This is a genomic window from Bradyrhizobium diazoefficiens, from assembly GCF_016612535.1.
GTDB classification, from domain to species: Bacteria; Pseudomonadota; Alphaproteobacteria; order Rhizobiales; family Xanthobacteraceae; genus Bradyrhizobium; species Bradyrhizobium diazoefficiens_C.
On the sequence record NZ_JAENXS010000002.1, the window covers coordinates 2879546 to 2901309 of the forward strand.

Consider the following 21764-nt stretch of genomic DNA (forward strand, 5'->3'; position numbering starts at 1 on the left):
GCGAAGATACGGAGGCTGCCTCCGCTTAACAAGGGCCGCGGAGAAATAATTGGAATTCGTCAAAAGCCCGTGCGCAGACAACGCGATGCAGCTAGCTAAGGGTTCAATCTAACCAATTCGTGATCTACATTGCCGGTATGGACGACCACACCGACCAGACCCGCAAGCCCCGCGCCGATGCCGTGCGCAATCGCGAGCGCGTGCTCGAGGCTGCGAAAATCGTGTTCAACGCGGGCGGTCCGGAGGCGAGCCTCGAGGCCGTGGCCAAGCGCGCCGGCGTCGGCATCGGCACGCTCTATCGGCATTTTCCGGCGCGCGAGGATTTGTTCGAGGCGGTCTACCGGCGCGAGGTCGAGCAGCTTAGCGAGCTTGCCGAGCAATTGAAGAACGCCAAGGATCCGGTCGATGCGCTACGGCGCTGGCTGCGCTCCAATGTCGAATTCGTTGCCACAAAAAAGGGCATGTCGGCAGCGCTTGCGCTGACGTTCCAGAGTTCCTCGGAACTCGCGGCGTTCTCGATGGACCGGCTGACCAAGGCGATCGGCTCGCTGCTCGACCGCGCCGTCGCCACCGGCGAGATGCGTGGCGACGTCAGTCCGGAGGATCTGCTGCGCGCATTTTTCGCGATGTGCTACATGCACGATCAGCCGCACTGGCAGGCGTCGGTGCTGCGCTTGCTCGACGTCTTTGTCGACGGTTTGCGGGTTCAGCCCGCCGCAAAATCGAGGGCACGCGCGGCCAAACCGGCGAAGACGGCGCCAAAGCGGAAGCGATAGCGCGTCCCGCATTGTTCCAGTCTTATGCTAGGATTGCTGCCGCCGGCATGTCAACGCGGAGCCTGTCATGCGCATCGCAGCTTTGGTCGTCGTCCTCAGCGTTGCCTTCAGCCCTCTCGCCGCACGCGCTGACGATGTCTCGGCGGCGCAAGGCGTGATCCGCGCCCAGGAGCAGGCCTTCGTCCGAGACGATGCAACGGCCGCCTATTCCTATGCCGCACCGGCGATCAAGCAGATCTTCCCGGCACCCGACATCTTCATGTCGATGCTGCAGCACGGCTACGCGCCGGTCTACCGCCACAAGAGCTTCGAGTTCGGCGACAGCACGACCGAAGGCAGCGTGATCGCCCAGCGCGTTCACATCATCGATGGCAATGGCGAAGCCTGGGAAGCGCTCTACACGCTCGAGCAGCAGGCAGACGGCAGCTACAAGATCACCGGCTGCTCACTGCTGAAAGCGGGACAGGCGGCTTAGGCCGACTCCAGACACAGGGACAGCACGGTCGCAATGGCGCCCAAGGTGATGGCCGTGTCGGCGACGTTGAAAATGGCGAACGACCAAGCCTGGTAGGATACGTAGACGAAGTCGATCACCGCCCCGATCCGCGCGCGGTCCAACACATTGCCAAGCGCGCCACCAATGATCAAGGCGAGTCCGGTCGCCAGGATCGGTTGGCCCGGCGGCACGCGGCGGAGCCACCAGCCCAACAATCCGCAGGCTAGTAAGGACAGACCAACCAGCGGCCAACGCTGCGCATCGTCCGCGAACCGCAGGACGCTGAAGGAGACGCCCTTGTTGTAGGACAGCACGAAGTCGATGGATGGCAATGCCACGGACGAAAAAATGATCATCGGACGATCGGGCTCTAGCAAGCCGACGGCAAGCTGCTTCGTGCCCTGATCCAGCAGCACGACGGCGAGGATCAAACAGATCCAGCGAAAACTGACACGTGAGGTCGTGCTAGGTCGCAAAACCCGGTCCCGCCTTGACCGAATTCATCCGCGACCGGATCAGCAGCATCAATACGATGCCGACATTGAGAGCATTCCAAGCCACGCCGTTGGCGAACGCTGCGGCGTAGGACCCGGTGGCATCGAAGATGATGCCGGACACCCAGCCGCCGAAGGACATGCCGAACACGGAGGCGAAGATCACGATGCCGACGCGGGTTGCGGCCTCGCGCGCCGGCATCGCTTCGCGCACGATGATGGCGTAGCTCGGCACGATGCCGCCCTGGAACAGGCCGAACATCGCGGAGATCAGATAGAGCGAGGTGAGGCTATCGAAGAACAGGTAGAACACCAGCGCAAAGCCTTGCGCCACCGCTCCGATCAGCAGCGTCGGGATGCCACCGATCTTATCGGCGAGATAACCCGAGCCGATCCGGCTGACGATGCCGCAGGCCATCATCAGCGACAGCATCTCGGCGCCGCGCGCCACACCAAAACCGAGATCGCCGCAATAGGCGACGATATGCACTTGCGGCATCGCCATGGCGACACAGCAGGATATGCTGGCGATCGACAGCAGTACCGTCAGGGTGTTGGTCGAAAGCTTGAGATCGACCCGAGGCGGCGGTGCATTGGCGTGATTTCGGACCTTGTCGTCTCCCATTTGAGCGCGCAGGACCAGCACCAGGATCGTCATCAGGCCGACGCAGACGAGCGCAATGCCGGTGTGGGTGGTGCGCCAGCCGACCCTCTCGATGCCCGCGCTGATGAGCGGCGGCCAGATCGTGCCGGCGACGTAGTTGCCGCTCGCGACGATGGTCACGGCCAATCCACGATAGCGCTCGAACCAGTGCGAAGCCTCCGCCATCAGCGGCGCGAAGGTCGCAGACGTGCCGAGCCCGATCAGGAAATAGGCCGCTACGAACTGCCAGAGCTGGGTCGAGAGCCCTGCCAGCGTGTTGGCAACACCAAGGAAGGCGATGCTGATCGCCATGGCCGACACGATTCCGAACCTGTCGGTAATCCTGCCGGCGATGACGCCACCGAGCCCGAAGCCGAACATCATCAGCGTGAAGGCCAGCGACACCGCGCCGCGCGTGGCCGCGAATTCGGCCTGCACGACGGGAATCACCACGACGACCGCCCACATGCCGACACTGCCGATCGAGCCGATTAGCAGCGCGAGCAGGAGTCGCACCCACGCCTGACGCGAGTCAGGGGTGAAGGAGGCGGGTGTTTGTCCGGGGTGATTTGACGCGTGCACGGGCCGGAACCTCTCTGCTGCGAGGCCCGCGGTCAAGCAACATGGCGCGATAATAGGCATGCGCGGTGCACTGCAATAGAAAGTCCCTCCCGGCACTCTCCCGGCGCCACTTGTTAACCCTTTGCTAACCATACACCGGGCAAAAATTGCCCAGTGGAGTCGAGTGTCGTCAGCCGCGTAGAACGGGAGCTCCCGTGGACGCCAGTGCGGTGCCTCACTTTCGAAACGGCGGCCCATCGGCCGCCGCGCAGACATTTGGGGCGCGTGGACGTCAGTCGCGCGGGGAGACAGCTACCATGGTCGACGTCACCGCGGGACAAGGCGTAGGCAACGCGAAGCCCGGCATCCCCTCCCTCTCAGAAATCGTCAACATCCTCAAGCGCGGCGACATCGCGCTGGCGCTCGGCGTTCTCACCATCCTGGTGGTGCTGATCCTGCCGCTGCCCGCGATCGTGCTGGACCTGTTCCTGGCGATCTCGATCACGCTCTCGATCCTGATCCTGATGACGTCGCTGTTCATCCAGGCGCCGCTGGAATTCTCCGCCTTCCCGACCGTGCTGCTGATCTCGACCATGCTGCGGCTGTCGCTCAACATGGCCTCGACCCGCCTGATCCTGTCGCACGGCCACGAGGGCACGGATGCGGCCGGTCACGTCATCGAAGCCTTCGGCAGCTTCGTGATGGGCGGCAATTTCGTCATCGGCATCATCGTCTTCGCCATCCTGATCATCGTCAATTTCGTCGTCATCACCAAGGGTTCGGGCCGTATCGCCGAAGTCGCCGCCCGCTTCCACCTCGACGCCATGCCCGGCAAGCAGATGGCGATCGACGCCGACCTCTCCGCCGGCCTGATCGACGAGAAGGTCGCCAAGGAGCGCCGCAAGGCGCTGGAGGACGAGAGCGGCTTCTTCGGCGCCATGGACGGTGCCTCCAAATTCGTTCGCGGCGACGCCATCGCCGGCCTGCTGATCGTCTTCATTAACGTCGTCGGCGGCATGATCATCGGCGTCGCCCAGCAGGGCCTGTCCTTTGCCGACGCCGGACGCAGCTACACGCTGCTGACCGTCGGTGACGGCCTCGTTACGCAAGTGCCGGCGCTGATCGTCTCGACCGCGGCCGGCCTGCTCGTCTCCAAGGCCGGCGTCTCCGGCGCCGCCGACAAGGCGCTGATGAGGCAGTTCTCCGGCTATCCGCAGGCGCTGGCGATGTCCTCGGCGGTGATGCTGGTGCTGGCGGCGCTGCCGGGCATTCCGACCATCCCCTTCTTCCTGCTCGGGGCCGGCGCCGGCGCGCTGGCCTGGTCGGCGCGTAACCGCAACCGCGCGACCGCCAGGGCTGACGCAGCCGCCAAGGCTGCGCCAGCACCGGGAACGCCGGGTGCACCGGGCACTGCCGCCGCGGAGGAGCCGATCTCGGCGGCGCTGAAGATCGACGACCTCAAGATCGAGCTCGGCTATGCGCTGCTGCCGCTCGTCAACGGCCCGGACGGCACCGACCGCCTCACCGAGCAGATCAAGGCGCTGCGTCGTTCGCTGGCGATCGAGATGGGCTTCGTCATGCCGGCGGTGCGCATCCTCGACAACGTCCAGCTCGAGGCCAACACCTACATCATCAAGATCAAGGAGGTCGACGCCGGCACCGGCAAAATCTGGCCGAACCAGTTCATGGTCATGGATCCCGGCGGCAGCCAGGTGCAGGTGCCCGGCATCCACACCACCGAGCCGACCTTCGGCCTGCCCGCGACCTGGGTCGATGCCAGCCTCAAGGAGGAAGCATCGCTCAAGGGCTACACGGTCGTCGACGCCGCGACCGTGCTCTCGACCCACCTCACCGAGCTGCTCAAGGCCAACATGTCGGACCTGCTCTCCTATGGTGAGGTGCAGAAGCTGCTCAAGGAGCTGCCGAAGGAGCAGAGCGAACTGGTCAAGGACATCGTGCCTGGTCAGGTCACGGTCTCCGGCATCCAGCGCGTGCTCCAATTGCTGCTCGCCGAGCGCATCTCGATCCGCGACCTCTCGACCATCCTCGAAGGCATTGCGGATTCACTCGCCTTCTCGCGCAACCCCGCGACCATGGTCGAGCATGTCCGCGCCCGCCTGGCTCGCCAGATCTGCGCGCAAAACACCTCCTACAACGGCTATCTGCCACTGATCGCGCTGTCGGCGCGGTGGGAGCAGGCCTTCGCCGAATCCATCGTCGGCCAGGGCGAGGAACGCAGCCTCGCCATGCAGCCCTCGAAACTGTCGGAGTTCATGACCGGCGTGCGCGAGGCCTTCGAGCGCGCCGCCCGTGAAGGCGAAGCGCCGGTGCTGGTGACCTCTGCGGCAATTCGACCCTTCGTCCGCTCCCTGGTCGAGCGCTTCCGCGCCCAGACGACCGTGCTGTCGCAGGCCGAAATCCACCCGAGAGCGAGGCTGAAAACGGTCGGAAGCATCTGATTTGCCTTAAGAAGCCGTGTGTTTTTCGGCCACAGGCAAATGTTTTTTGAGTTCCTGGCGCCTTGTCGACCAAATGCTGAAAGGGCGCCTTACAGCTACATTACAGCTTTGAAATAATTGCAAAATTGCACGATCAGAGATCGTTTCTGATCGCGATCTTTCACGTCCTGTCACGCTCTTGTGATCGCCCCTTGGGAACGAATCCCCCCAATACTAGGTTGTTGGGCACCGGAAGCATGAACCTGCCCAAACACGCAGGCGACTACTTCGGGTAGATGGCGGCAGGAGCCTTCCATGAACCACTCGATTTACAGCGCAGATCGCTCGACCCACCTGAAGATCGTGGTCGTGGCCCTCGTCGCAGGGATCGCGGTGGCTGGCTTCGGCATCACGGCACGTACGGGTTCGGATGACGGCCTGACCCAGACTGCCCGCGTCATCAAGGCCGGCAAGCCGGTCGTTATCACCAGTTCGGACGCGTCCCTCGTTCGCTGAGACATGAGTTTCAGGAATTCACGCGGCTCTTTACCAGCCCCCCAAAGTCGCCACGTGGATATGTAGACGACCCCAACCCCAAGTCGACTACAGAAAGCGCCCGCCCCCCACGGGCGCTTTCTCATGTCTGGGGTAGGTCACGTTATTCTCTCTTCTCGTCTCCCGGACGCGCTGCAACGCCTCTTAGCGTTGCTGCGCAGAGCCGGGACCCAGGAGGCTACGCACTCGCTGATGCATGGGCCCCGGCTCTGCAGCGCACCGCTGAAGGAGCGCTGCGCTGCGTCCGGTGCACGAGACCGTTGTTTAGCGATACACATGGCTGTTCATCCTCGCGGCTCATCTCGCCCGAGCTTTGCTTGTCGCTTCACCCTCAATTGAAAGAGGGTGCAGGGAAGACCGGGTGCCGGCTGGCACCCACGGTCCACTGTGCGAAATTGCAGTGAGAAATCTGCACAGCGGCATACAGGTGAAGCCAAAACATCCGGCCTTCCCTGCGCAGTGGTTTGACGGCTTATGTCGTGATCTCCCCGGGGAGCGATGCACTATTGCCCCCGTCGCCTCGCCGATCACTGATGCGCATGTCCGGTTGGACGGCACGCATCACCGCAAGACTTGGCGCACAGGCTCCGGGCGCCAGGACCACACGATTTTGCCGTACGCCGATCACACCGGTCGTGCGCGCGACGGCTTCGCTCACGGTTGCCCGCCCTGCAAAACCCTTCGCGCCGATGCGACTTGCGCCCACCGCCATCCGGCCCGCGTTCGTGACGATCGCGATCGCCCCTCTTCCTTGGACCGGAGTAGTCGACACATACGCCGTTTCCGAATTTCGGTAAAGTGGAATATTTTTGCATTCACCCATTGACCCGCAATTGGGGTGTTTTGCCCGACAGACAGCGCCAGCTATTGTAGGCCGGATGGAGCGAAGCGTAATCCGGGAAACCATCCATGCCGACGCAGCTGCCCCGGATTGCGCTGCGCTCCATCCGGGCTACCAAGCTGCCGGACAAGCGGCGCGGCTCAGGCCTCGCGCAGTTCCGACGGCGTCGCGCCAAAGCGCTTGCGGAAGGCGCGGTTGAAATAGGACAGATCGGAAAAGCCCGACGTGTGCGCGATGTCGCTGATCTTGCGCGATCGCGCGCGGGGATCGCCGAGCAGTTTTCGCGCCAGCAGCAGGCGCTGCTCGAGCACGAATTCGGTGAAGGTGGTGCCGGCCTGCTCGAACAGCCGCTGCGCCTGGCGCGGGCTCAGCCCTGTGCGGGTGGCGACCTCGGACAGGCAGAGATCGTTGCGGCCGAGTGCTGCCATCACGTCGGCGCGCATGAGATCGAGACGGGCCGCCGCATGGCCCCGGCCGCGCGCGAGCGCTGCGTGTTCGGCGTCGGTGCCGAGCAGCAGGCCGACGAGATCGACCATGTGCTGCGCGGTCAGGCGCTGCCCGACGGCATCGAGATGCGGCGCGTGATGGGCGGCAAGCGCGTGATAGCGGAAGACGGTCTCGCCGACCGCATTATCCGAAAGCACCTGCGACAGCTTGTCCTCGGCGCGCGGATTGATCTCGAGCAGCGCACGGCGCGGCATGCGGATGGTGGTGAAGCGGTCCTCGTCGGTGTGACCGGCGCTGCCGGTGATGCTCATGTCGGCAAGCACCATCTGCGCCGGCGCGAGCTCGACCGTATGGCCGTTCTGCCGGACGCTGACGAGACCGGCATGCGCAGCGATCAGCACGAGATCGTCGCTGCCGTCCGCAAGGCTGCCCTGCGTGCGCGAATATCGCGCGGAGGCACCTTCGGGAATCGCCAGCGCGATGTTGTCGACCACGCTGACCTGCAGCCGGCAATCGATGCTGTCGCCATGGCTCGGTCCGATCTCGAGGCCACAGGATCCCAAGGCCCTGTTGCGCCAATGTTCGAACGCCGGGCCCTGCGGCAGGCCCGCATATTGGTGAACGAAGATGCCCGGCGGCCTGGCTGCGTCCATCTGATTTCGAACCCCTCTCCGGCGCCATGATCGGCGGCATCGACTGCAAATTCCGGGGATTTGACGCCGCGGAATGGATTGAGGTTCAAATCAGAGGCGGATTCAGCAGGACTTGTCGGATTGCGACGACGAAATGGACCGCGGCGACAGGAATGCGCCTTCGTAGCCCGGATGGAGCAAAGCGGAATGCGAGACGGTGGTCCGGATTACGCTTTCGCTCCATCCGGGCTGCGAGCTACTTCTTCGCGGGCGGCTGCGGCTGGGACGGCGGCACGGTCTCGATCAGCTTGCCGGTAAACACCGGCGCCGAGGTCGGCTGGCCGTTGGGCGAGCCGCCCGACTGCTCGACGGTGACGGCATAGGTCGCGCCGTTGACGACATCGGCATCGAAGCCTGAGAGCACCGGACGCGCCGTGAAGTCGCCGCTGCCGATCACGCCCAGCGAACGCGGGCGCGGCAGTTTGTCGGAGATCAGCCAGAGCTCGAAGCTCTTGCCCGGCTCCGGCGTCGCGCCGACCTTGCGCACCGTGAAGTTCCTGGTCGCGCCATCGATGGTGAGGATGAAGGCGGGCCCGCCGCTCGGGCCCTGCAACAGCGCGACATATTGCGCGGGCGCAGACAGCGGCGCGGCCGGCGCCTTGACCTCGACCGTCCGGATGCGCGCCGCGGGCCGCAGCGCGCCCGGCAACGCATCGGGCAGGAATATCTGAAGCGACAGCGTCACCAGCAGCGCGGCCGCGAGCGCACCCACGGCGGAGGCGATCGTGCGCCAGCGCTTCACGCGACTCTCGAGATCAATCACGTTGGCGTCGTCGACGATCGGCACCTGCGTGACGGGCACGACACTCGGATCGGGCGCATGCGTCTGCGGAATGAACTGCGGGGCAATGTCCGGAATGGCATCGGAGTCGGATTGCAGCGGCTCGGGCTGCTGTCCATCCAAAGACGGCGGCTCTGGCGCTGAAGACTCCGATGAGGAAGATGCCGGCAGTGGCGGCACGTCCGACAGCACCGGCGGTTCTTGCATGGCCGGCGGCTCATGCGTCGAATCGTGCGATGATGCCGTCCGCGCGATCTCGCGCCTGATGTTCTCCCACACGACCGGCCGCGGCTCGATGGTGCCGACCATCTGGTTGAGGGAGCCGAGCCGGAATTCCCAGGCCTGCACGATCGCGGCGAACTCCTGGTCCACCGCCATCATAGTCGCGACCTGCGCGCGCTCGTCGGCATCGAGTGTGCCGAGCGCATATTCCGCGGCGAGCGCGATATGGTCTTCGCTGTAGGCCATCATTTTCTCCCACCTCTCCCGAAGGGAGAGGTCGGATCGCATCGCACGATGCGGTCCGGGTGAGGGGATACGATCTCTCGTGAAACCCGCGGCCCCTCACCCGGCGCTACGCGCCGACCTCTCCCCGACGGGGAGAGGTGGACAATCGCTGCCGCTCTGGTTCGTGCCACTCTCATCATCCTCTAAAGTCCGAGGCACTCCCGGATATCCAACATGCTGCGCCGGAGCCACGTCTTCACCGTGTTGACGGGGGCTGCAAATTTCTCCGCCAATTGCTCGCGGCTCCAGCCGTTGTAATAGGCGAGAAGCACGAGCCGCTGACGGTCCGGCTCGAGCCGGCCAACACATTCCAGCAGCCGCTTCAACTCCTCGGACATCTCCCGGCGCGCAAGGGGATCGGGACTATCGGCCGCGACCTCCATCGCCTGCGGCTCCTCCTCGATGGAGGCTTCCGTCTTCTTGCGCACGATGTCGATGGCGCGATTGCGCGCGATCGACGCCATCCACGTGATCGGCGATGACAGCGTCGGATTGAACTGGCCGGCGCTGTTCCAGATCTTGACGTAGGTCTCCTGAATGACCTCCTCTGCGAGATCCTGCCGGCGCAAGATACGGAGGACGACGCCATAGAGTTTCGCGCGCGTGGCGCCGTAGAGGCGCTCGAACGCGGCCTGATCGCGCTTCGCAACCGCCTCAATCAGCCCGACCAGCTCTGCTGGCGTCAGCATTCAGCCCCCCAACGTGCGGCACGTCGCTTCTCTTCACCTCTCCCCGACGGGGAGAGGTCGATTTGCGCAGCAAATCGGGTGAGGGGGCGCGGAGCTAACGGGAGACCGTAACCCCTCACCCGGCGCTCCACGCCGACCTCTCCCAAGGGAGAGGTGGACACCTCCGCCGCTAGCACCGCTTTCATCCCCACTACCATAGCGCGCGGCCAAGCCCGTCACCAAGGGGCGGCGCGCCATGCTGTGGACAGCACACGCAAAAACCCGGACCTTGCGGGTCCGGGCTCGCAAACTCTCAGGCGATTTTCAGCGCCGGCTGCCGTTTAAGCGACGGCGCCGATGCGGGAGCGCATCAGGCCGATGCTGTCGAGATCGGCCTGCTCGCGGGCATTTTCCTCGGCGCGCTCGCGGGCCTGGTCGCGCTCGTCCAGGAGCTCCACCTTTTTCAGCTCTTCGAAGGCCTCGCCGAGCGCGGCCTTGGCGTCCTCGAGCTGGCCCCTCAGTTCGTCGGCCGAGCGGGTCAGGTTCTCGCGGCGCTGGATGGCGGCCTTGGCATAGGTCGGATAGGCGAAATGCGCGGGATCGTTGATCCCGGCGCGGTCCTGCTCGGTCTGGATCTCGCGATCAAGGTCGACCGACATCCGCTGGAAGTCGGCGATCATGGACTCGATCTGGGCGACCCGGCGGCGCTTCTCGTCGACCTGAAACTTCTTCAGGCGGATGAGGGTATCACGTGACTTCATCGACTCGTACTCCCCAGAAGTCCCTTGGCTGCAAGACATACACACATTGGGACGACACCGGTCTCCCCACTGGCCCAATTGGGCCAAGACCGGCTCTGCTACTCTGTGGGGTCGGATGATGACGGGACAAAGTTAGCGTTCCGTTTCCAAATTACCGAGGATTTGCGCCAACTGGCGGTAGCCGTCGGCAAGCGACGCATTTTCGTCCTTGCGCTGGCGCAGGAAGGCCTCAAGCGGCTCGTGCAGGCGGATCGCCTCGTCAACCTCCGGGCTGGAGCCGGCCCGGTAGGCGCCCAATCGGATCAATTCCTCCATGTCGGCATAGGTCGCCATCACCGCGCGTGCCTTCTGGATGGTCGGCCAGAATTGCGGATCGGCCGATTTCGGCATGGTGCGGGAAACGGATTTGAGGATGTTGATGGCGGGGTAGCGGCCGCGCTCGGCGATCGAGCGCTGCATCACGATGTGGCCGTCGAGGATGCCTCGGACGGCATCCGCGATCGGCTCGTTGTGATCATCCCCGTCGACCAGCACCGTGAAGATCGCGGTAATGGCGCCGTCCCCCAGGCCTGGCCCGGCGCGCTCCAGAAGCTTCGGCAGCTCGGTGAAGACGGTCGGGGTGTAGCCCTTGGCGGTCGGCGGCTCGCCGGCGGACAGGCCGATCTCGCGTTGCGCCATGGCGAAACGCGTCACCGAGTCCATCAGGCAGAGAACATCCTGGCCCTCGTCGCGAAAATATTCGGCGACCGCCAGCGTCAGATACGCCGCCTGCCGCCGCATCAGGGCCGGCTCATCGGAAGTTGCGACCACCACGACGGAGCGCGCCAGGCCCTCCTCGCCGAGATCGTCCTGCAAGAATTCCTGCACCTCGCGGCCACGTTCGCCGATCAGGCCGATGACGCTGACATCGGCATCAACGTTGCGCGCGAGCATGGAGAGCAGCACCGATTTGCCGACGCCGGAGCCCGCGAAGATGCCCATGCGCTGGCCGCGGCAGCAGGTGAGGAAGGTGTTCATCGCGCGCACGCCGAGATCGAGCGGGGCGCCCACGCGCTTGCGCGAATGCGCCGGCGGCGGCGAATTGCGGAACGGCATTGGCGAGGCGCCCTGCGGCAACGGTCCCTTGCCGTCGATCGGCTCGCCCAGCGCGTTGACAACGCGGCCGAGCCAGGCCGATGACGGACGCACCTGGTTGGCGGCATTGGCGATGATGGCCTTGCAGCCGCGGCGCACGCCGTCGAGACCGGCAAACGGCATCACGACCGCATTGTTGCCGGAGAAGCCGATCACCTCGCACGGGATGGACCGGTTGGCACCGGTCTCGATCACGAGCCGCGCGCCGACCGACATCGCGTGGATCGGACCGGCCACCTCGACCATCAGGCCGCGAACGCCGACCACGCGGCCATAGATGTTGACGCCGTCGATATCGCCGATCTGTTCGGCAAGAGCTTTCACAAGAGAGCTTTCATACGAGCGCCTTCATAGAGGGGCCTTCATAGGGTTCGCGCCGTCATGATCCGGGCTTTCACGGTGAAACTCTTAAGTTTCGCCATATTTCTGAACGGCGCTTAACCTGGTGTTTACCCGCATCGTTAATCATTGCGTCACTGTCTTTGTGACTGAGCGCGACTCCCCTTCAGAAGAAGGCTGAGTCGCGGGAGTCGGTTAGACCCGTCTCTTAAAGTGGAACTTGAACGGAACCGGATAACGAAAGCTGCTTCGCACGCAAGACCTTAGGGCGATTCGACAAAAATTGCACCGGGGGGACTTGCGTTCCAGAATCAGGATTTGTTAACCATCTGTTGTCAGGATCCGAATCAGTTGTTCAAAGGCGTTTGTTGAGTGCCGCGAAGCGGCCGACCTGACGCCCAGGAGCGGCGACTATGGGGAACTGGCATGCGCGTTTTGCTGATTGAAGATGACAGCGCCGTCGCGCAGTCGATCGAGCTGATGCTGAAGTCTGAGAGCTTCAACGTCTACACGACCGATTTGGGGGAAGAAGGCGTCGATCTTGGAAAATTATACGATTACGACATTATTCTTCTCGACCTCAACCTGCCCGACATGTCCGGCTACGACGTGCTCAAGCAGCTCCGGGTCTCCAAGATCAAGACACCGATTCTGATCCTCTCCGGCCTCGCCGGCATCGAGGACAAGGTCAAGGGTCTCGGCGTCGGCGCCGACGACTACATGACCAAACCCTTCCATAAAGACGAGCTGGTTGCCCGCATCCACGCGATCGTGCGCCGCTCCAAGGGGCACGCCCAGTCGGTCATCCAGACCGGCGACCTCGTCGTCAACCTCGACACCAAGACGGTCGAAGTCGGTGGCCAGCGCGTGCATCTGACCGGCAAGGAATACCAGATGCTGGAGCTGCTCTCGCTCCGCAAGGGTACGACGCTCACCAAGGAAATGTTCCTCAACCACCTCTATGGCGGCATGGACGAGCCCGAGCTGAAGATCATCGACGTCTTCATCTGCAAGCTCCGCAAGAAGCTCGCCAACGCCTCGGAAGGCCGCAACTTCATCGAGACCGTCTGGGGCCGCGGCTACGTGTTGCGCGAGCCGCACGAGGTCGAAGAGCGCATTCCCGCCTGATCTTTGGGTCAAGCCGCGAGCCCGCGGGCTCGCTCCTCCCAGCCTGGACCCCGCCGCAAATGGCGGGGTTTTGTTTTTTGGGGTGTCGTCAGGCGCCGGCGAGCGCCGGACTTGCGAGAACAGGACTCCTGACCGGGCAGCGTGCAGCCGCCTCGCGCAGCCAGGCGATCAACGCGTAGCCGATGATGAATCCGAACGCGAAGGTCGGGAGCACGAAGGACCAGAGGAACGTCCAGCCGGAGACGTCGTCGACGACCTCCATCACCGGCATCGGGCTGACCTGGTGGACGGCCAGCAACACCCACAGCAGCACCGTCATCCCGCCGCCAAAGACGAGCCCATCGCGCATCCGCCTCGTTTTCCGCGACCGCTTGCCCCAGGTCGAATCCTGCACCAGCAGGGCCGCCATCGCCGCGATCCCCCAAGGGAAGATCAGGAGCGGCAGTTCGCGCAGGACCACGTCGAGATAGGGCCTGTGCGGAAACTGATAGAAGTCGAACGCCGCCTGAATCGGGAAAAAGATCAGCGCGCTCCAGAGACCGATCGTCAGAATGAATCCGACCGGCAGCCGCCCGAAGATTGTCTCGTTCGCGAACGCGTATTGCCGCTTGAAGTAATAGACCAGCCAGAAGTTCACGATCAGGTACAGCGGCGTCACCAGCAGCGTCCGCATCATGCCGACATATTGATCTCCTGGCATGTGGACGATCTTGCCGGACCCGAGCAGCCACGCCAGCGACCAGACGAAGGCGAAGCTTGCTACGACCGCCACGAACTTCACGATGCCGGGCGGGGACGGATCGAGCGTGAAGCCGATCGCCCCTAACCTTCGCCGGCTGCGGCCGAGTGTCCATTCGCCGGCGAGCGCGGCGCGCGCGGCGAACAGCAGGAGATTGTTGAGCAGCGAATCCATGTCCTTGCGCAAATCCTCCAGCATGCATCCCGCCGCGGTCTGGGCCGCCAGCTGAAGCTGGCTGACCGCGCTGTGGCGGGTCGAGAGCTGGTCGAGCGCCTGCCAGTCGTCCGGCTCGACCTGGGTGTCCTCCATGATCGCACCGTAGATCTCGGCGCTGCTCTTGAGCACGCGGACGGTGCGGAAACAGAGAGAGTCGTAGACCGCGAGCAGCTCGGCATAGAGATCGGAATTGCGCTCCACAAAGGCATCATGATCGGCGGCCCAGCGCTCGAGATGAAGCATGAGCGCCGAGATCTTGAGGAAGCGCGACTGGATCGCGGTCGATTGCGTCGCACGGAAGTCGTCGACCTGATAGCCGATCCTGGAGAGCTTGCGCTGAAGGCTCGGCATGTCATCCGGACCGACCTGGAACGGTGCTGCGGCCAGCGCGTCGCGCAGCGCGAGCGCGCTGACGGGAATGCCGGCCAGCTCCTGGCAGAATTTCCGCCACGCCTTCGGCGCGACGGGAATGAGCCAGACGAACATCAGGACCCAGACCGCGGCGAGCGGCGACAGCTGGTCGGGAAGAACGGCGTAAATCACCAGGAACGGCGTGACGAAGACGGCGAGGCCGAATAAAAACAGCGGCCGCGTCGTGAACGAGCGGGTCCCCTTCAGTGTGTGAAACCGGAACCAATAGAACAGCACGACCAGAAGCGGTCCGCCGAAAGACTCGAAGATCGCATTCAAGGGTTCTACGACATGAGCAAGCGGCACGATGAACTCCTATTGCTAGGGTTCGCTGTTGAAAAGTGCGCCGAACACCGCGGCATCCGGCGGTCGCGTGAGAATCACGCAGCCTGGGCGACCATCTTGGCCTTCTGGATCAGGAGATCGATGTTGTCGGGCGCAAGCGCAATCGCGCTGTCCATATCGTTCTGGGCCTTGGCCACGTCCTTGATCTGGGCATAGGCATTGGCCCGGGACACCAGATATTTCGGCTCGTCCTCGTTGGTCGCAATCGCCGTGCCAAAGGCCTTGATCGCCTCCTCGACATAGCCGCGCTTGTCATCGGTGCCGGCGGCCGTCATGCTAACGATGCCCTTGATCCAGTAGAACTCCGCGCTCTTCGGCTTGAGCTTGATCGCTTCGGTGATGTCGCTGAGCGCATTTTCGTAGAGACCGACCGTCACGTTGAAATTGGCGCGGCGCACGAAATATTCGGGCTTCGCCGGGTCGAGCTTCAGCATGTAGGCGAAGCTCGCGGCAGCCTTCGGAATCTGCTTCTGCTTGTGCTGAAGCGTGCCGAGATCGAAATAAACCCTCGCGAGCCGGACCGAGAGTTCGGCGTCGTCGGCCAACAGGCCGTGCAGCTCCTGTCCGCGCCGGGTCAATTCCTCCAGCGCCTCGATCGTGGCCGGGCCGGCGGCGAGCGCTGCCATGAATTCGTCGCGTCGCTGCCGGAGCATGTCCTTCGAGAGGCGCGCCGTCTCGGCCAGGCTCGCCGGCGGCGGCGATGCTTCGACGTCAAAGATCCGGCCGTCGGGCGAGCGCATGTAGAGGACCGGAATTCCCCACTCGACCCGGGACTTCTCCTGGATGAATTTGCGCGCGAGCGTCACCGCATCGTCGATCGGACGGTTGCCGGCGAGTGCCGCGTAGAATCCCTCCGACATCGAAATCGCGGCATTGTCGGTGATCGGAAACTGCATCGCCACCACGGCGGGCAGCCATCCCGTCTTCATCAGCCCGATCGCCGGATTGCCGAAGCGGTCGCCGACATTGATCCTGGCGCTCTCGCAGCAATTGAGCACGATCAGGCGCATGCTGCGCCGTGCCCCCGTCAGCATCATCGCGAGGTCGGAGGCAAACTTCTTCACCGGCTTGCCGTCCTCGTCGACCATGACGACGAAGCCGGAGGCGCCGGCTCCGGGCAAGGCTTCCTCGACCCCGCCATGCCCGATGAAGTGGAAGATGTGCCACTCGCCTTCCAGAAGCTTCTTCATCAGATCTTTTCCAGTGCCGCCCGGGACCCACTGGAAATCGACCTTGCCTTCGTGCTGGAGCGCATCGATGCCCTTGTTGATGCGGTCGCGTTCCTTGACGACGTTGAGCTTCGGCCATTCGCTGGTCGAGGGATCGGCGATCATGCCGAGGATACGCAGCGGTCCCTTGACGCCCATCCGGCTGACGCCGCCCGCCGTCTCGAGATAGCGCACGATGGGACGCGTGAGGCTGACGAAGCCGGGCATGTCGTCTTCGTCGTAGAGATATTCCCAGGGCAGTCCGGCCAGGTCGGCCGCCTCGATGCGCAGCTTGATCCTCAGATCCTGGGCCGCGCCCTTGCTGCGTTCATAGATCCGCTGGATTGAAGGCACGTCGGTGAAGACGCTGCGGAATACGCCGCGGCCGAAATCCCGCAGCACCTGCTCGCCGCGCGTGGTCGGGCCCTGACGATTCTTCTCGTCGATCTCGAGGACGGCGTTTTCGAGTTCTCCTCGCAGCTTGGCCAGTTCGCCTGGCGCGGAGAACCAGAACTTCACCTGGCTCTTCGGCGCCTCCCCGGCCGGCGACCTGACGACACGACCGTAATATTGCTGAGGGCCGCCACCCACGGGTAGATCGGAGCCGATCTCGAGCTCGAAATCTTCGTATTCGGCAACAGGCATTTTGAGCCCTCACTCAACAAGATTTTGTTCAGAACGAAGAAGCCCTCGAATGTGCGCGGCCAATCGCAACCGCGACGGCCGCAAGAACAATACGTGAGACTATCACACACAACCTCGAGACGCATTTGTGAAGCATGTCTCAGCGGCCCGAAAAATTGTGCGGCGCCCGGGCGCTTCGCGGAGGCAGCCTCGCTTCTGGGGATCGAACCTATCCGCCCGGTGCGGTGACTAAGCGATCGTGCGACAATTCGCGCTGTAAACCTCGGACTCCCCCATGATCCTGCAATCGCTCGCCGGCCTGCCCGCTTTCCTGGTCTATTTCTGCACCGGGCTGGTCGCGATAGTGGCATATCTCTTCGTCTACACGCGGATCACGCCGCACAACGAGTTCCAGCTGATCCACGACAACGATCCAGCGGCCGCGATTGCGCTCGGCCTCAGCCTGCTCGGCTTCGTGGCGCCGCTGTTCAGCGCGATCGCGCATTCGGCCAACGTGCTGGACTGTCTGATCTGGGCTGTAATCGCGCTGATCGTGCAAGTCGCCGTGTTCTACATCGTGAAGATTCCGGTGCCGAACCTGTCGGGGCGGATCGCCGCCGGTGAGCTGGCACCGGCGATCTGGCTCGGCCTGTCCTCGCTCGCCGCCGGCCTCCTGAACGCCGCCTGCATGATCTACTGACATGCCGAACAACCCGCCCAGCAAGGAGTTCGGCAAGCGCCGGCTGCGCCGGCCGGCGGACCTGCCGTTACCGCCGCGGGAGCCGGTGAAGCGCTCGGGCCATGTCGCGCTGCTGGTGATGGGCACGATCGCGGTCGGCACCACCGCCTTCATGGTGATGCCGCGGCGAAACTGCAATCCCACGCCTCCCGGGGCAACAGTCCCCGGGGCGACAGTCCCCGGTGCAACGGCGCCTGCGCAGACGAACACCAACTGTAGTAACAGCTCATCCAGCGGCAGCGGCTCGCACTGGTCGTCGCGATCGAGCTTCTTCAGCAGCGATTCCTCGAGCCATTCCTCGTCGGGTGGCTCGTCCGACTCAGGCTCCGGCGGCGTCACGCGCGGCGGCTTCGGCTCGTTTGCGCACGGTTTCTCCGGCGGCGGCTGACACATGCAGCGCATCACCTGTCCCGAGCGCAACGACTGGCAACAGACCGCAGAACAATGCGGTTTTGCGTTTCATACCATCGATGGTGAGCGCTATTGGGACGAGCGCGCCTATTACGCCTTCACGCTCGACGAGATCGAGCGCGGCATCGAGACGCCAACCGGCGAGATTGACGCGATGTGCCTGGAGCTCGCCGGCCGCGTCATCGGCGATGAGCAGTACTTGCGGCGTTTGAAGATTTCCGACGCGTTCTGGAATCTCATCTCCGAGAGCTGGGAGCGCGACGACCGCAGCCTGTACGGCCGGCTCGACCTCAAATTTGACGGCAACGGTCCGGCAAAGCTGCTCGAATACAACGCGGACACGCCGACCTCGATCTTCGAGGCCGCGGTGTTCCAATGGATCTGGCTCGAGCAGGCGATCGAGCGGCGCATCATTCCCGCGCACGCCGACCAGTTCAACTCCATTCACGAGCGGCTGATCGAGGCGTGGAAGGCGATCGGCGTGGACGGTCATCTGCATCTCACTGGCACCACCGGCAACGAGGAAGACGCCGGCACGCTGGCTTATCTCGAAGACACTGCGCGCCAGGCGGGACTGTCGACCACGCTGCTCGACATCGAGGAGATCGGCTGGCGCGATTTAGGAGGTTTCGTCGATCTCGACGACCGCAACATGGAGCTCGTGTTCAAGCTCTACCCCTGGGAATGGATGTTCCACGATGCCTTCGGCGCAAAGCTCAAGGAGGCACCGACGCGCTGGATCGAGCCGCCATGGAAGGCGGTGCTCTCAAACAAGGGCATCCTGCCGCTGCTCTGGGAGATGTTTCCAAAGCATCCCAATCTGCTCCCGGCCTTCTTCGAGGACGACCCGCGCGCAGCCGAACTCGGCAGCTCCTATGTGCGCAAGCCGCTGCTGTCGCGCGAAGGCGCCAATGTCACGCTGGTGTCCGGCGGAACGCCGCTCGACGAGCAGGCCGGCCCCTACGGCGCCGAAGGTTTCGTGCGCCAGGCGCTGTCGCCGCTGCCGAACTTTTCAGGCGTCTATCCGGTGGTGGGAAGCTGGCTGGTCAACCACGAGCCATGCGGGCTTTCGATCCGCGAGGACGAGAGCCCGATCACGGGCAACGGTTCGCGGTTTCTGCCGCATGCGATTTTGTGAAGTCTGCTCCCTCGCCCCGTTCTTACGCGGAGGGGGTTGGGGTGAGGGGCCGCTTCCGCGCTCGAATTCGACCTCTCCCCGCAAACGGGGCGAGGTGAATAGGCACCTTACCTCGCTGCGGCGACCTTCAGCGGCTGCGGCATCAATCCACCCATCGGCCGGCCGGAGCGCGCGGGATTGAGCTGGTAGAGGCCACGGCGGTCGTTGATGGGGCGGAACGCATCGGTGATGCCGACGACGGATTCGGCGGCGCCGAGCAACAGCGTGCCGTCCGCTTCCAGACCCTTCGCCATGCGCTCGAAGATCACCGCCTTGGTGTCCTGGTCGAAATAGATCAGCACGTTGCGGCAGAAGATCACGTCGAACGTGCCGAGATGGGAGAAGTCCTGCAACAGATTCAGCTGGCGGAACTGCACCATCGCCCGAATGTCGGCATTGAGCTGCCAGACTTCGCCCGATTGCGTGAAGTACTTCATCAGGTGCTGGATCGGCAGACCACGCTGCACCTCGAACTGGCTGTAGACGCCGGCCCTGGATTTCTCCAGCACCTCCTGCGACAGATCGGTGGCGACGATCTCGATACGCCAGCCGGCGAAGGCCGCACCCATTTCCTTCACGCACATCGCGATCGAATAGGGCTCCTGCCCGGTCGACGACGCCGCCGACCAGATGCGAAGCGACTTGCGCGCCGCGCGCGCCTGGATCAGGCCCGGCAGAATCGTCTCGCGCAGATGGTCGAATGGGATCTTGTCGCGGTAGAAGAAAGTCTCGTTGGTGGTCATCGCCTCGACCACGTCGGTCGCAAGCCGGCCATCGCCGTTCCTGATCTTGAGAACGAGATCAGGGATTCCGGGCAGGCTCGCCTTGCGGGCGAGCGGCAGCAGCCGGCTTTCGACCAGATACTGCTTGTCGGGGGAGAGATCGAGACCGGAGCGCTCTTTCAGGAATTTGCGCAGATACTCATAGTCCGTGGGCGTCACGAGCGGTCTCCCGCGAACAAGCGATTGACCTTGGCGCCGATCTGGTTGAGCGGGAGGATCGCCGCGCAGATGCCGGCGTTGGCGGCCGCACCCGGCATGCCCCACACCACGCTGGAGGCTTCGTCCTGCGCGATGACACTGCCACCAGCGGCGACGATGTCCTTGCCGCCGCGCATGCCGTCCGAACCCATCCCGGTCAGGATCACGGAGAGGATGCTGCCATGCCAGATGTCGATGGCAGAGGTGAAGAGCGGGTCGACCGCGGGCTTGCAGAAATTGACGGCCGGGCCGTCGTCGAGCGCGATCGCAACGTCTGCGCCATTGCGCACGACGCGCATGTGTTTGCCACCGGGCGCAAGGTAGATGCGACCCGGCTTCACCGGTTCGCCATCGACCGCCTCGGCTGCCGGCTTGCGGCTCGAGCGCGCCAGGTGCTCGGCGAGAATGGTGGTGAAGGTGGGCGGCATGTGCTGGGTGATCAGCACCGGAACGCGGTCGATCACCGGGCCAAGCTCGGTGACGAGCGCCATCAGCGCCTGCGGACCGCCGGTCGAGGAGCCGATCAGCAGCACCTTTGGCGCCTGGGTCGAGAACGGACGCGTGGTCAATGCCCCCGACGAAGCGGCATGCACGGCGGGGGCCGGTGCGGGCGCGGCAGGCCGCGCAACAGCCGGTCCACGGGCGGCCGGGGTCGGGCTCGGGGGCGCCAGCGGCGGGCTCGCAACCGCGGGTTTGCGGCGCAGCCGTGCGCCGAGATGACGAATTTTCTGGATCAAATCGTGATGAAAAATATCCGCGGCAGAGGCTTCGCGTGTCGACTCCGGCTTCGGAATGTAGTCGGCGGCGCCGAGCGACAGCGCCTTGAAGCTGATCTCCGCGTTCCGACGGGTGAGCGTCGAAGCCATGATGATAACGAGATCACGCTTCTTCACCAGCAATTGCGGCAACGCCGAGATGCCGTCGAGCTCGGGCATTTCGATGTCGAGCACGGCAACGTCGGGATTGATGCGTTCGATCTGGTTGACGGCCTCGAGCCCGGTGCGCAGCGAGGCCGCGACTTCCATGTCGTGCTCGGCACCGATCCAGCGCGAGATCAGACCGCGTATGACGACGGAATCGTCGACGATCATCACCCGCAGCGGCCCGGCTTCGCGCGACGACCCCATGGCCGAATTCCCTGCGAACGCAACACTCATTACTCACCAACTCAGACTGAAACGGTTCAGTTGAAAACAATCGCCGAAGGATCCGTTCAGCCTCCGGCCGTTCGCCTAGATCAGTCCGACTTCCTGGAACTTCGCCGTCACGATATCCTTGTCGAAGGGCTTCATGATGTACTCGTTGGCACCGGCGTGCAGCGCACGCGCGATATGAGCGACATCGTTCTCGGTGGTGCAGAACACCACCTTGGGCTGGTCGCCGCCGGGCATGCGACGGAGATGGCCGAGGAACTCGTAACCATCCATGACCGGCATGTTCCAGTCGAGCAGTACGGCATCGGGAAGCCCGCGCTTGCAGGCTTCGAGCGCCTTCTCACCGTCCTCGGCTTCGAGAATCTGGAAGTCGAGGCCTTCCAGGATCCGGCGCGCAACCTTGCGGATGACGCTGGAATCATCAACGACGAGACAAGTTCGCATGTGAACCTCTGCTTCTTTTCCCCTTTGCGGGGCACTTCCAATTGCAGGTACGGCG

20 protein-coding genes are annotated in these 21764 nt (G+C 63.9%); 8 read left to right on the top strand and 12 right to left on the bottom strand.

The window, feature by feature from the left end:
• The first annotated feature begins 137 nt into the window (after nt 1-137).
• Both JJE66_RS30285 and JJE66_RS30290 read left to right on the top strand, forming a co-directional pair.
• Nucleotides 138-776 (top strand): TetR/AcrR family transcriptional regulator, encoded by a 639-nt coding sequence (locus tag JJE66_RS30285; RefSeq protein WP_200518931.1) that lies wholly within the window; start codon nt 138-140, stop codon nt 774-776.
• A gap of 67 nt (nt 777-843) precedes the next feature.
• Nucleotides 844-1251 carry a DUF4864 domain-containing protein gene (locus JJE66_RS30290; RefSeq protein ID WP_200518205.1) on the top strand — a complete coding sequence of 136 codons (408 nt, stop codon included), beginning with the start codon at nt 844-846 and terminating at the stop codon, nt 1249-1251.
• On the opposite strand, the gene lspA is transcribed toward JJE66_RS30290, so the two are convergent.
• A complete protein-coding gene (gene lspA, locus JJE66_RS30295) occupies nt 1248-1748 on the bottom strand; it encodes a signal peptidase II (protein ID WP_283818529.1) in 501 nt (166 codons plus the stop codon). The two genes, JJE66_RS30290 and lspA, sit on opposite strands and share 4 nt — an antisense overlap.
• The gene (locus JJE66_RS30300) at nt 1738-2925 is read right to left on the bottom strand and encodes an MFS transporter (RefSeq protein WP_200518208.1); all 1188 of its coding nucleotides are present in this window, start codon (nt 2923-2925) and stop codon (nt 1738-1740) included. Before JJE66_RS30300 ends, lspA begins: the two co-directional genes overlap by 11 nt.
• A gap of 362 nt (nt 2926-3287) precedes the next feature.
• On the opposite strand from JJE66_RS30300, the gene flhA reads away from it, so the two are divergent.
• Both flhA and JJE66_RS30310 read left to right on the top strand, forming a co-directional pair.
• Nucleotides 3288-5429 (top strand): flagellar biosynthesis protein FlhA, encoded by a 2142-nt coding sequence (gene flhA, locus JJE66_RS30305; protein WP_200518210.1) that lies wholly within the window; start codon nt 3288-3290, stop codon nt 5427-5429.
• Between the two features lie 294 nt (nt 5430-5723).
• Nucleotides 5724-5924: a hypothetical protein gene (locus tag JJE66_RS30310; protein ID WP_200518212.1), complete on the top strand. Its 201-nt coding sequence runs from the start codon at nt 5724-5726 to the stop codon at nt 5922-5924.
• A gap of 1020 nt (nt 5925-6944) precedes the next feature.
• Here JJE66_RS30310 and JJE66_RS30315 read toward each other — a convergent pair.
• The 5 genes from JJE66_RS30315 to fliI form a co-directional block, all read right to left on the bottom strand.
• Nucleotides 6945-7904 (bottom strand): AraC family transcriptional regulator, encoded by a 960-nt coding sequence (locus tag JJE66_RS30315; protein WP_200518213.1) that lies wholly within the window; start codon nt 7902-7904, stop codon nt 6945-6947.
• Between the two features lie 235 nt (nt 7905-8139).
• The gene (locus tag JJE66_RS30320; protein ID WP_200518214.1) at nt 8140-9192 is read right to left on the bottom strand and encodes an anti-sigma factor domain-containing protein; all 1053 of its coding nucleotides are present in this window, start codon (nt 9190-9192) and stop codon (nt 8140-8142) included.
• 182 nt (nt 9193-9374) lie between these two features.
• Nucleotides 9375-9920: a sigma-70 family RNA polymerase sigma factor gene (locus JJE66_RS30325; RefSeq protein WP_200518215.1), complete on the bottom strand. Its 546-nt coding sequence runs from the start codon at nt 9918-9920 to the stop codon at nt 9375-9377.
• Between the two features lie 320 nt (nt 9921-10240).
• On the bottom strand, nt 10241-10660 hold the full coding sequence (fliJ, locus tag JJE66_RS30330; RefSeq protein ID WP_200518216.1) for a flagellar export protein FliJ: 420 nt from the start codon (nt 10658-10660) through the stop codon (nt 10241-10243).
• A 132-nt stretch (nt 10661-10792) separates the two neighbouring features.
• On the bottom strand, nt 10793-12118 hold the full coding sequence (gene fliI, locus JJE66_RS30335) for a flagellar protein export ATPase FliI (RefSeq protein WP_200518217.1): 1326 nt from the start codon (nt 12116-12118) through the stop codon (nt 10793-10795).
• A gap of 441 nt (nt 12119-12559) precedes the next feature.
• Here fliI and ctrA point away from each other — a divergent pair, with 441 nt between their 5' ends.
• A complete protein-coding gene (ctrA, locus tag JJE66_RS30340; protein ID WP_007600544.1) occupies nt 12560-13261 on the top strand; it encodes a response regulator transcription factor CtrA in 702 nt (233 codons plus the stop codon).
• A gap of 88 nt (nt 13262-13349) precedes the next feature.
• Here ctrA and JJE66_RS30345 read toward each other — a convergent pair whose 3' ends face one another.
• Entirely contained in the window at nt 13350-14933 is a 1584-nt protein-coding gene (locus JJE66_RS30345) for a hypothetical protein (protein WP_200518218.1), read from the bottom strand.
• A gap of 74 nt (nt 14934-15007) precedes the next feature.
• Entirely contained in the window at nt 15008-16825 is a 1818-nt protein-coding gene (locus JJE66_RS30350; protein WP_200518219.1) for a CHAT domain-containing protein, read from the bottom strand.
• Nucleotides 16826-17099: 274 nt separating this feature from the next.
• On the opposite strand from JJE66_RS30350, the gene JJE66_RS30355 reads away from it, so the two are divergent.
• The 3 genes from JJE66_RS30355 to JJE66_RS30365 are packed head-to-tail and all read left to right on the top strand — an operon-like array spanning nt 17100 to nt 19092.
• On the top strand, nt 17100-17504 hold the full coding sequence (locus tag JJE66_RS30355) for a DUF350 domain-containing protein (protein ID WP_200518221.1): 405 nt from the start codon (nt 17100-17102) through the stop codon (nt 17502-17504).
• Between the two features lies 1 nt (nt 17505).
• A complete protein-coding gene (locus JJE66_RS30360; RefSeq protein ID WP_200518223.1) occupies nt 17506-17931 on the top strand; it encodes a hypothetical protein in 426 nt (141 codons plus the stop codon).
• A 3-nt stretch (nt 17932-17934) separates the two neighbouring features.
• Complete coding sequence (locus JJE66_RS30365; protein ID WP_200518224.1) at nt 17935-19092, top strand: glutathionylspermidine synthase family protein; 1158 nt, start codon at nt 17935-17937, stop codon at nt 19090-19092.
• 107 nt (nt 19093-19199) lie between these two features.
• Here JJE66_RS30365 and JJE66_RS30370 read toward each other — a convergent pair whose 3' ends face one another.
• The 3 genes from JJE66_RS30370 to JJE66_RS30380 all read right to left on the bottom strand — a co-directional run bounded on the left by JJE66_RS30370 (nt 19200) and on the right by JJE66_RS30380 (nt 21709).
• Nucleotides 19200-20072: a protein-glutamate O-methyltransferase CheR gene (locus tag JJE66_RS30370; RefSeq protein WP_200518225.1), complete on the bottom strand. Its 873-nt coding sequence runs from the start codon at nt 20070-20072 to the stop codon at nt 19200-19202.
• Nucleotides 20069-21268 carry a chemotaxis response regulator protein-glutamate methylesterase gene (locus JJE66_RS30375; RefSeq protein WP_200518226.1) on the bottom strand — a complete coding sequence of 400 codons (1200 nt, stop codon included), beginning with the start codon at nt 21266-21268 and terminating at the stop codon, nt 20069-20071. The genes JJE66_RS30370 and JJE66_RS30375 overlap by 4 nt, the downstream gene beginning before the upstream one ends.
• Before the next feature lie 75 nt (nt 21269-21343).
• Nucleotides 21344-21709 (bottom strand): PleD family two-component system response regulator, encoded by a 366-nt coding sequence (locus JJE66_RS30380; RefSeq protein ID WP_007600538.1) that lies wholly within the window; start codon nt 21707-21709, stop codon nt 21344-21346.
• Nucleotides 21710-21764: the final 55 nt, after the last annotated feature.

Excerpts from the sequence above, each read along its gene's own strand:
- JJE66_RS30285 (WP_200518931.1), top strand. The coding sequence starts at position 138 with ATGGACGACCACACCGACCAGACCCGCAAGCCCCGCGCCGATGCCGTG.
- JJE66_RS30290 (WP_200518205.1), top strand. The coding sequence starts at position 844 with ATGCGCATCGCAGCTTTGGTCGTCGTCCTCAGCGTTGCCTTCAGCCCT.
- flhA (WP_200518210.1), top strand. The coding sequence starts at position 3,288 with ATGGTCGACGTCACCGCGGGACAAGGCGTAGGCAACGCGAAGCCCGGC.
- JJE66_RS30310 (WP_200518212.1), top strand. The coding sequence starts at position 5,724 with ATGAACCACTCGATTTACAGCGCAGATCGCTCGACCCACCTGAAGATC.
- JJE66_RS30315 (WP_200518213.1), bottom strand. The coding sequence starts at position 7,904 with ATGGACGCAGCCAGGCCGCCGGGCATCTTCGTTCACCAATATGCGGGC.
- JJE66_RS30320 (WP_200518214.1), bottom strand. The coding sequence starts at position 9,192 with ATGGCCTACAGCGAAGACCATATCGCGCTCGCCGCGGAATATGCGCTC.
- JJE66_RS30325 (WP_200518215.1), bottom strand. The coding sequence starts at position 9,920 with ATGCTGACGCCAGCAGAGCTGGTCGGGCTGATTGAGGCGGTTGCGAAG.
- fliJ (WP_200518216.1), bottom strand. The coding sequence starts at position 10,660 with ATGAAGTCACGTGATACCCTCATCCGCCTGAAGAAGTTTCAGGTCGAC.
- ctrA (WP_007600544.1), top strand. The coding sequence starts at position 12,560 with ATGCGCGTTTTGCTGATTGAAGATGACAGCGCCGTCGCGCAGTCGATC.
- JJE66_RS30350 (WP_200518219.1), bottom strand. The coding sequence starts at position 16,825 with ATGCCTGTTGCCGAATACGAAGATTTCGAGCTCGAGATCGGCTCCGAT.
- JJE66_RS30355 (WP_200518221.1), top strand. The coding sequence starts at position 17,100 with ATGATCCTGCAATCGCTCGCCGGCCTGCCCGCTTTCCTGGTCTATTTC.
- JJE66_RS30360 (WP_200518223.1), top strand. The coding sequence starts at position 17,506 with ATGCCGAACAACCCGCCCAGCAAGGAGTTCGGCAAGCGCCGGCTGCGC.
- JJE66_RS30365 (WP_200518224.1), top strand. The coding sequence starts at position 17,935 with ATGCAGCGCATCACCTGTCCCGAGCGCAACGACTGGCAACAGACCGCA.
- JJE66_RS30375 (WP_200518226.1), bottom strand. The coding sequence starts at position 21,268 with ATGAGTGTTGCGTTCGCAGGGAATTCGGCCATGGGGTCGTCGCGCGAA.
- JJE66_RS30380 (WP_007600538.1), bottom strand. The coding sequence starts at position 21,709 with ATGCGAACTTGTCTCGTCGTTGATGATTCCAGCGTCATCCGCAAGGTT.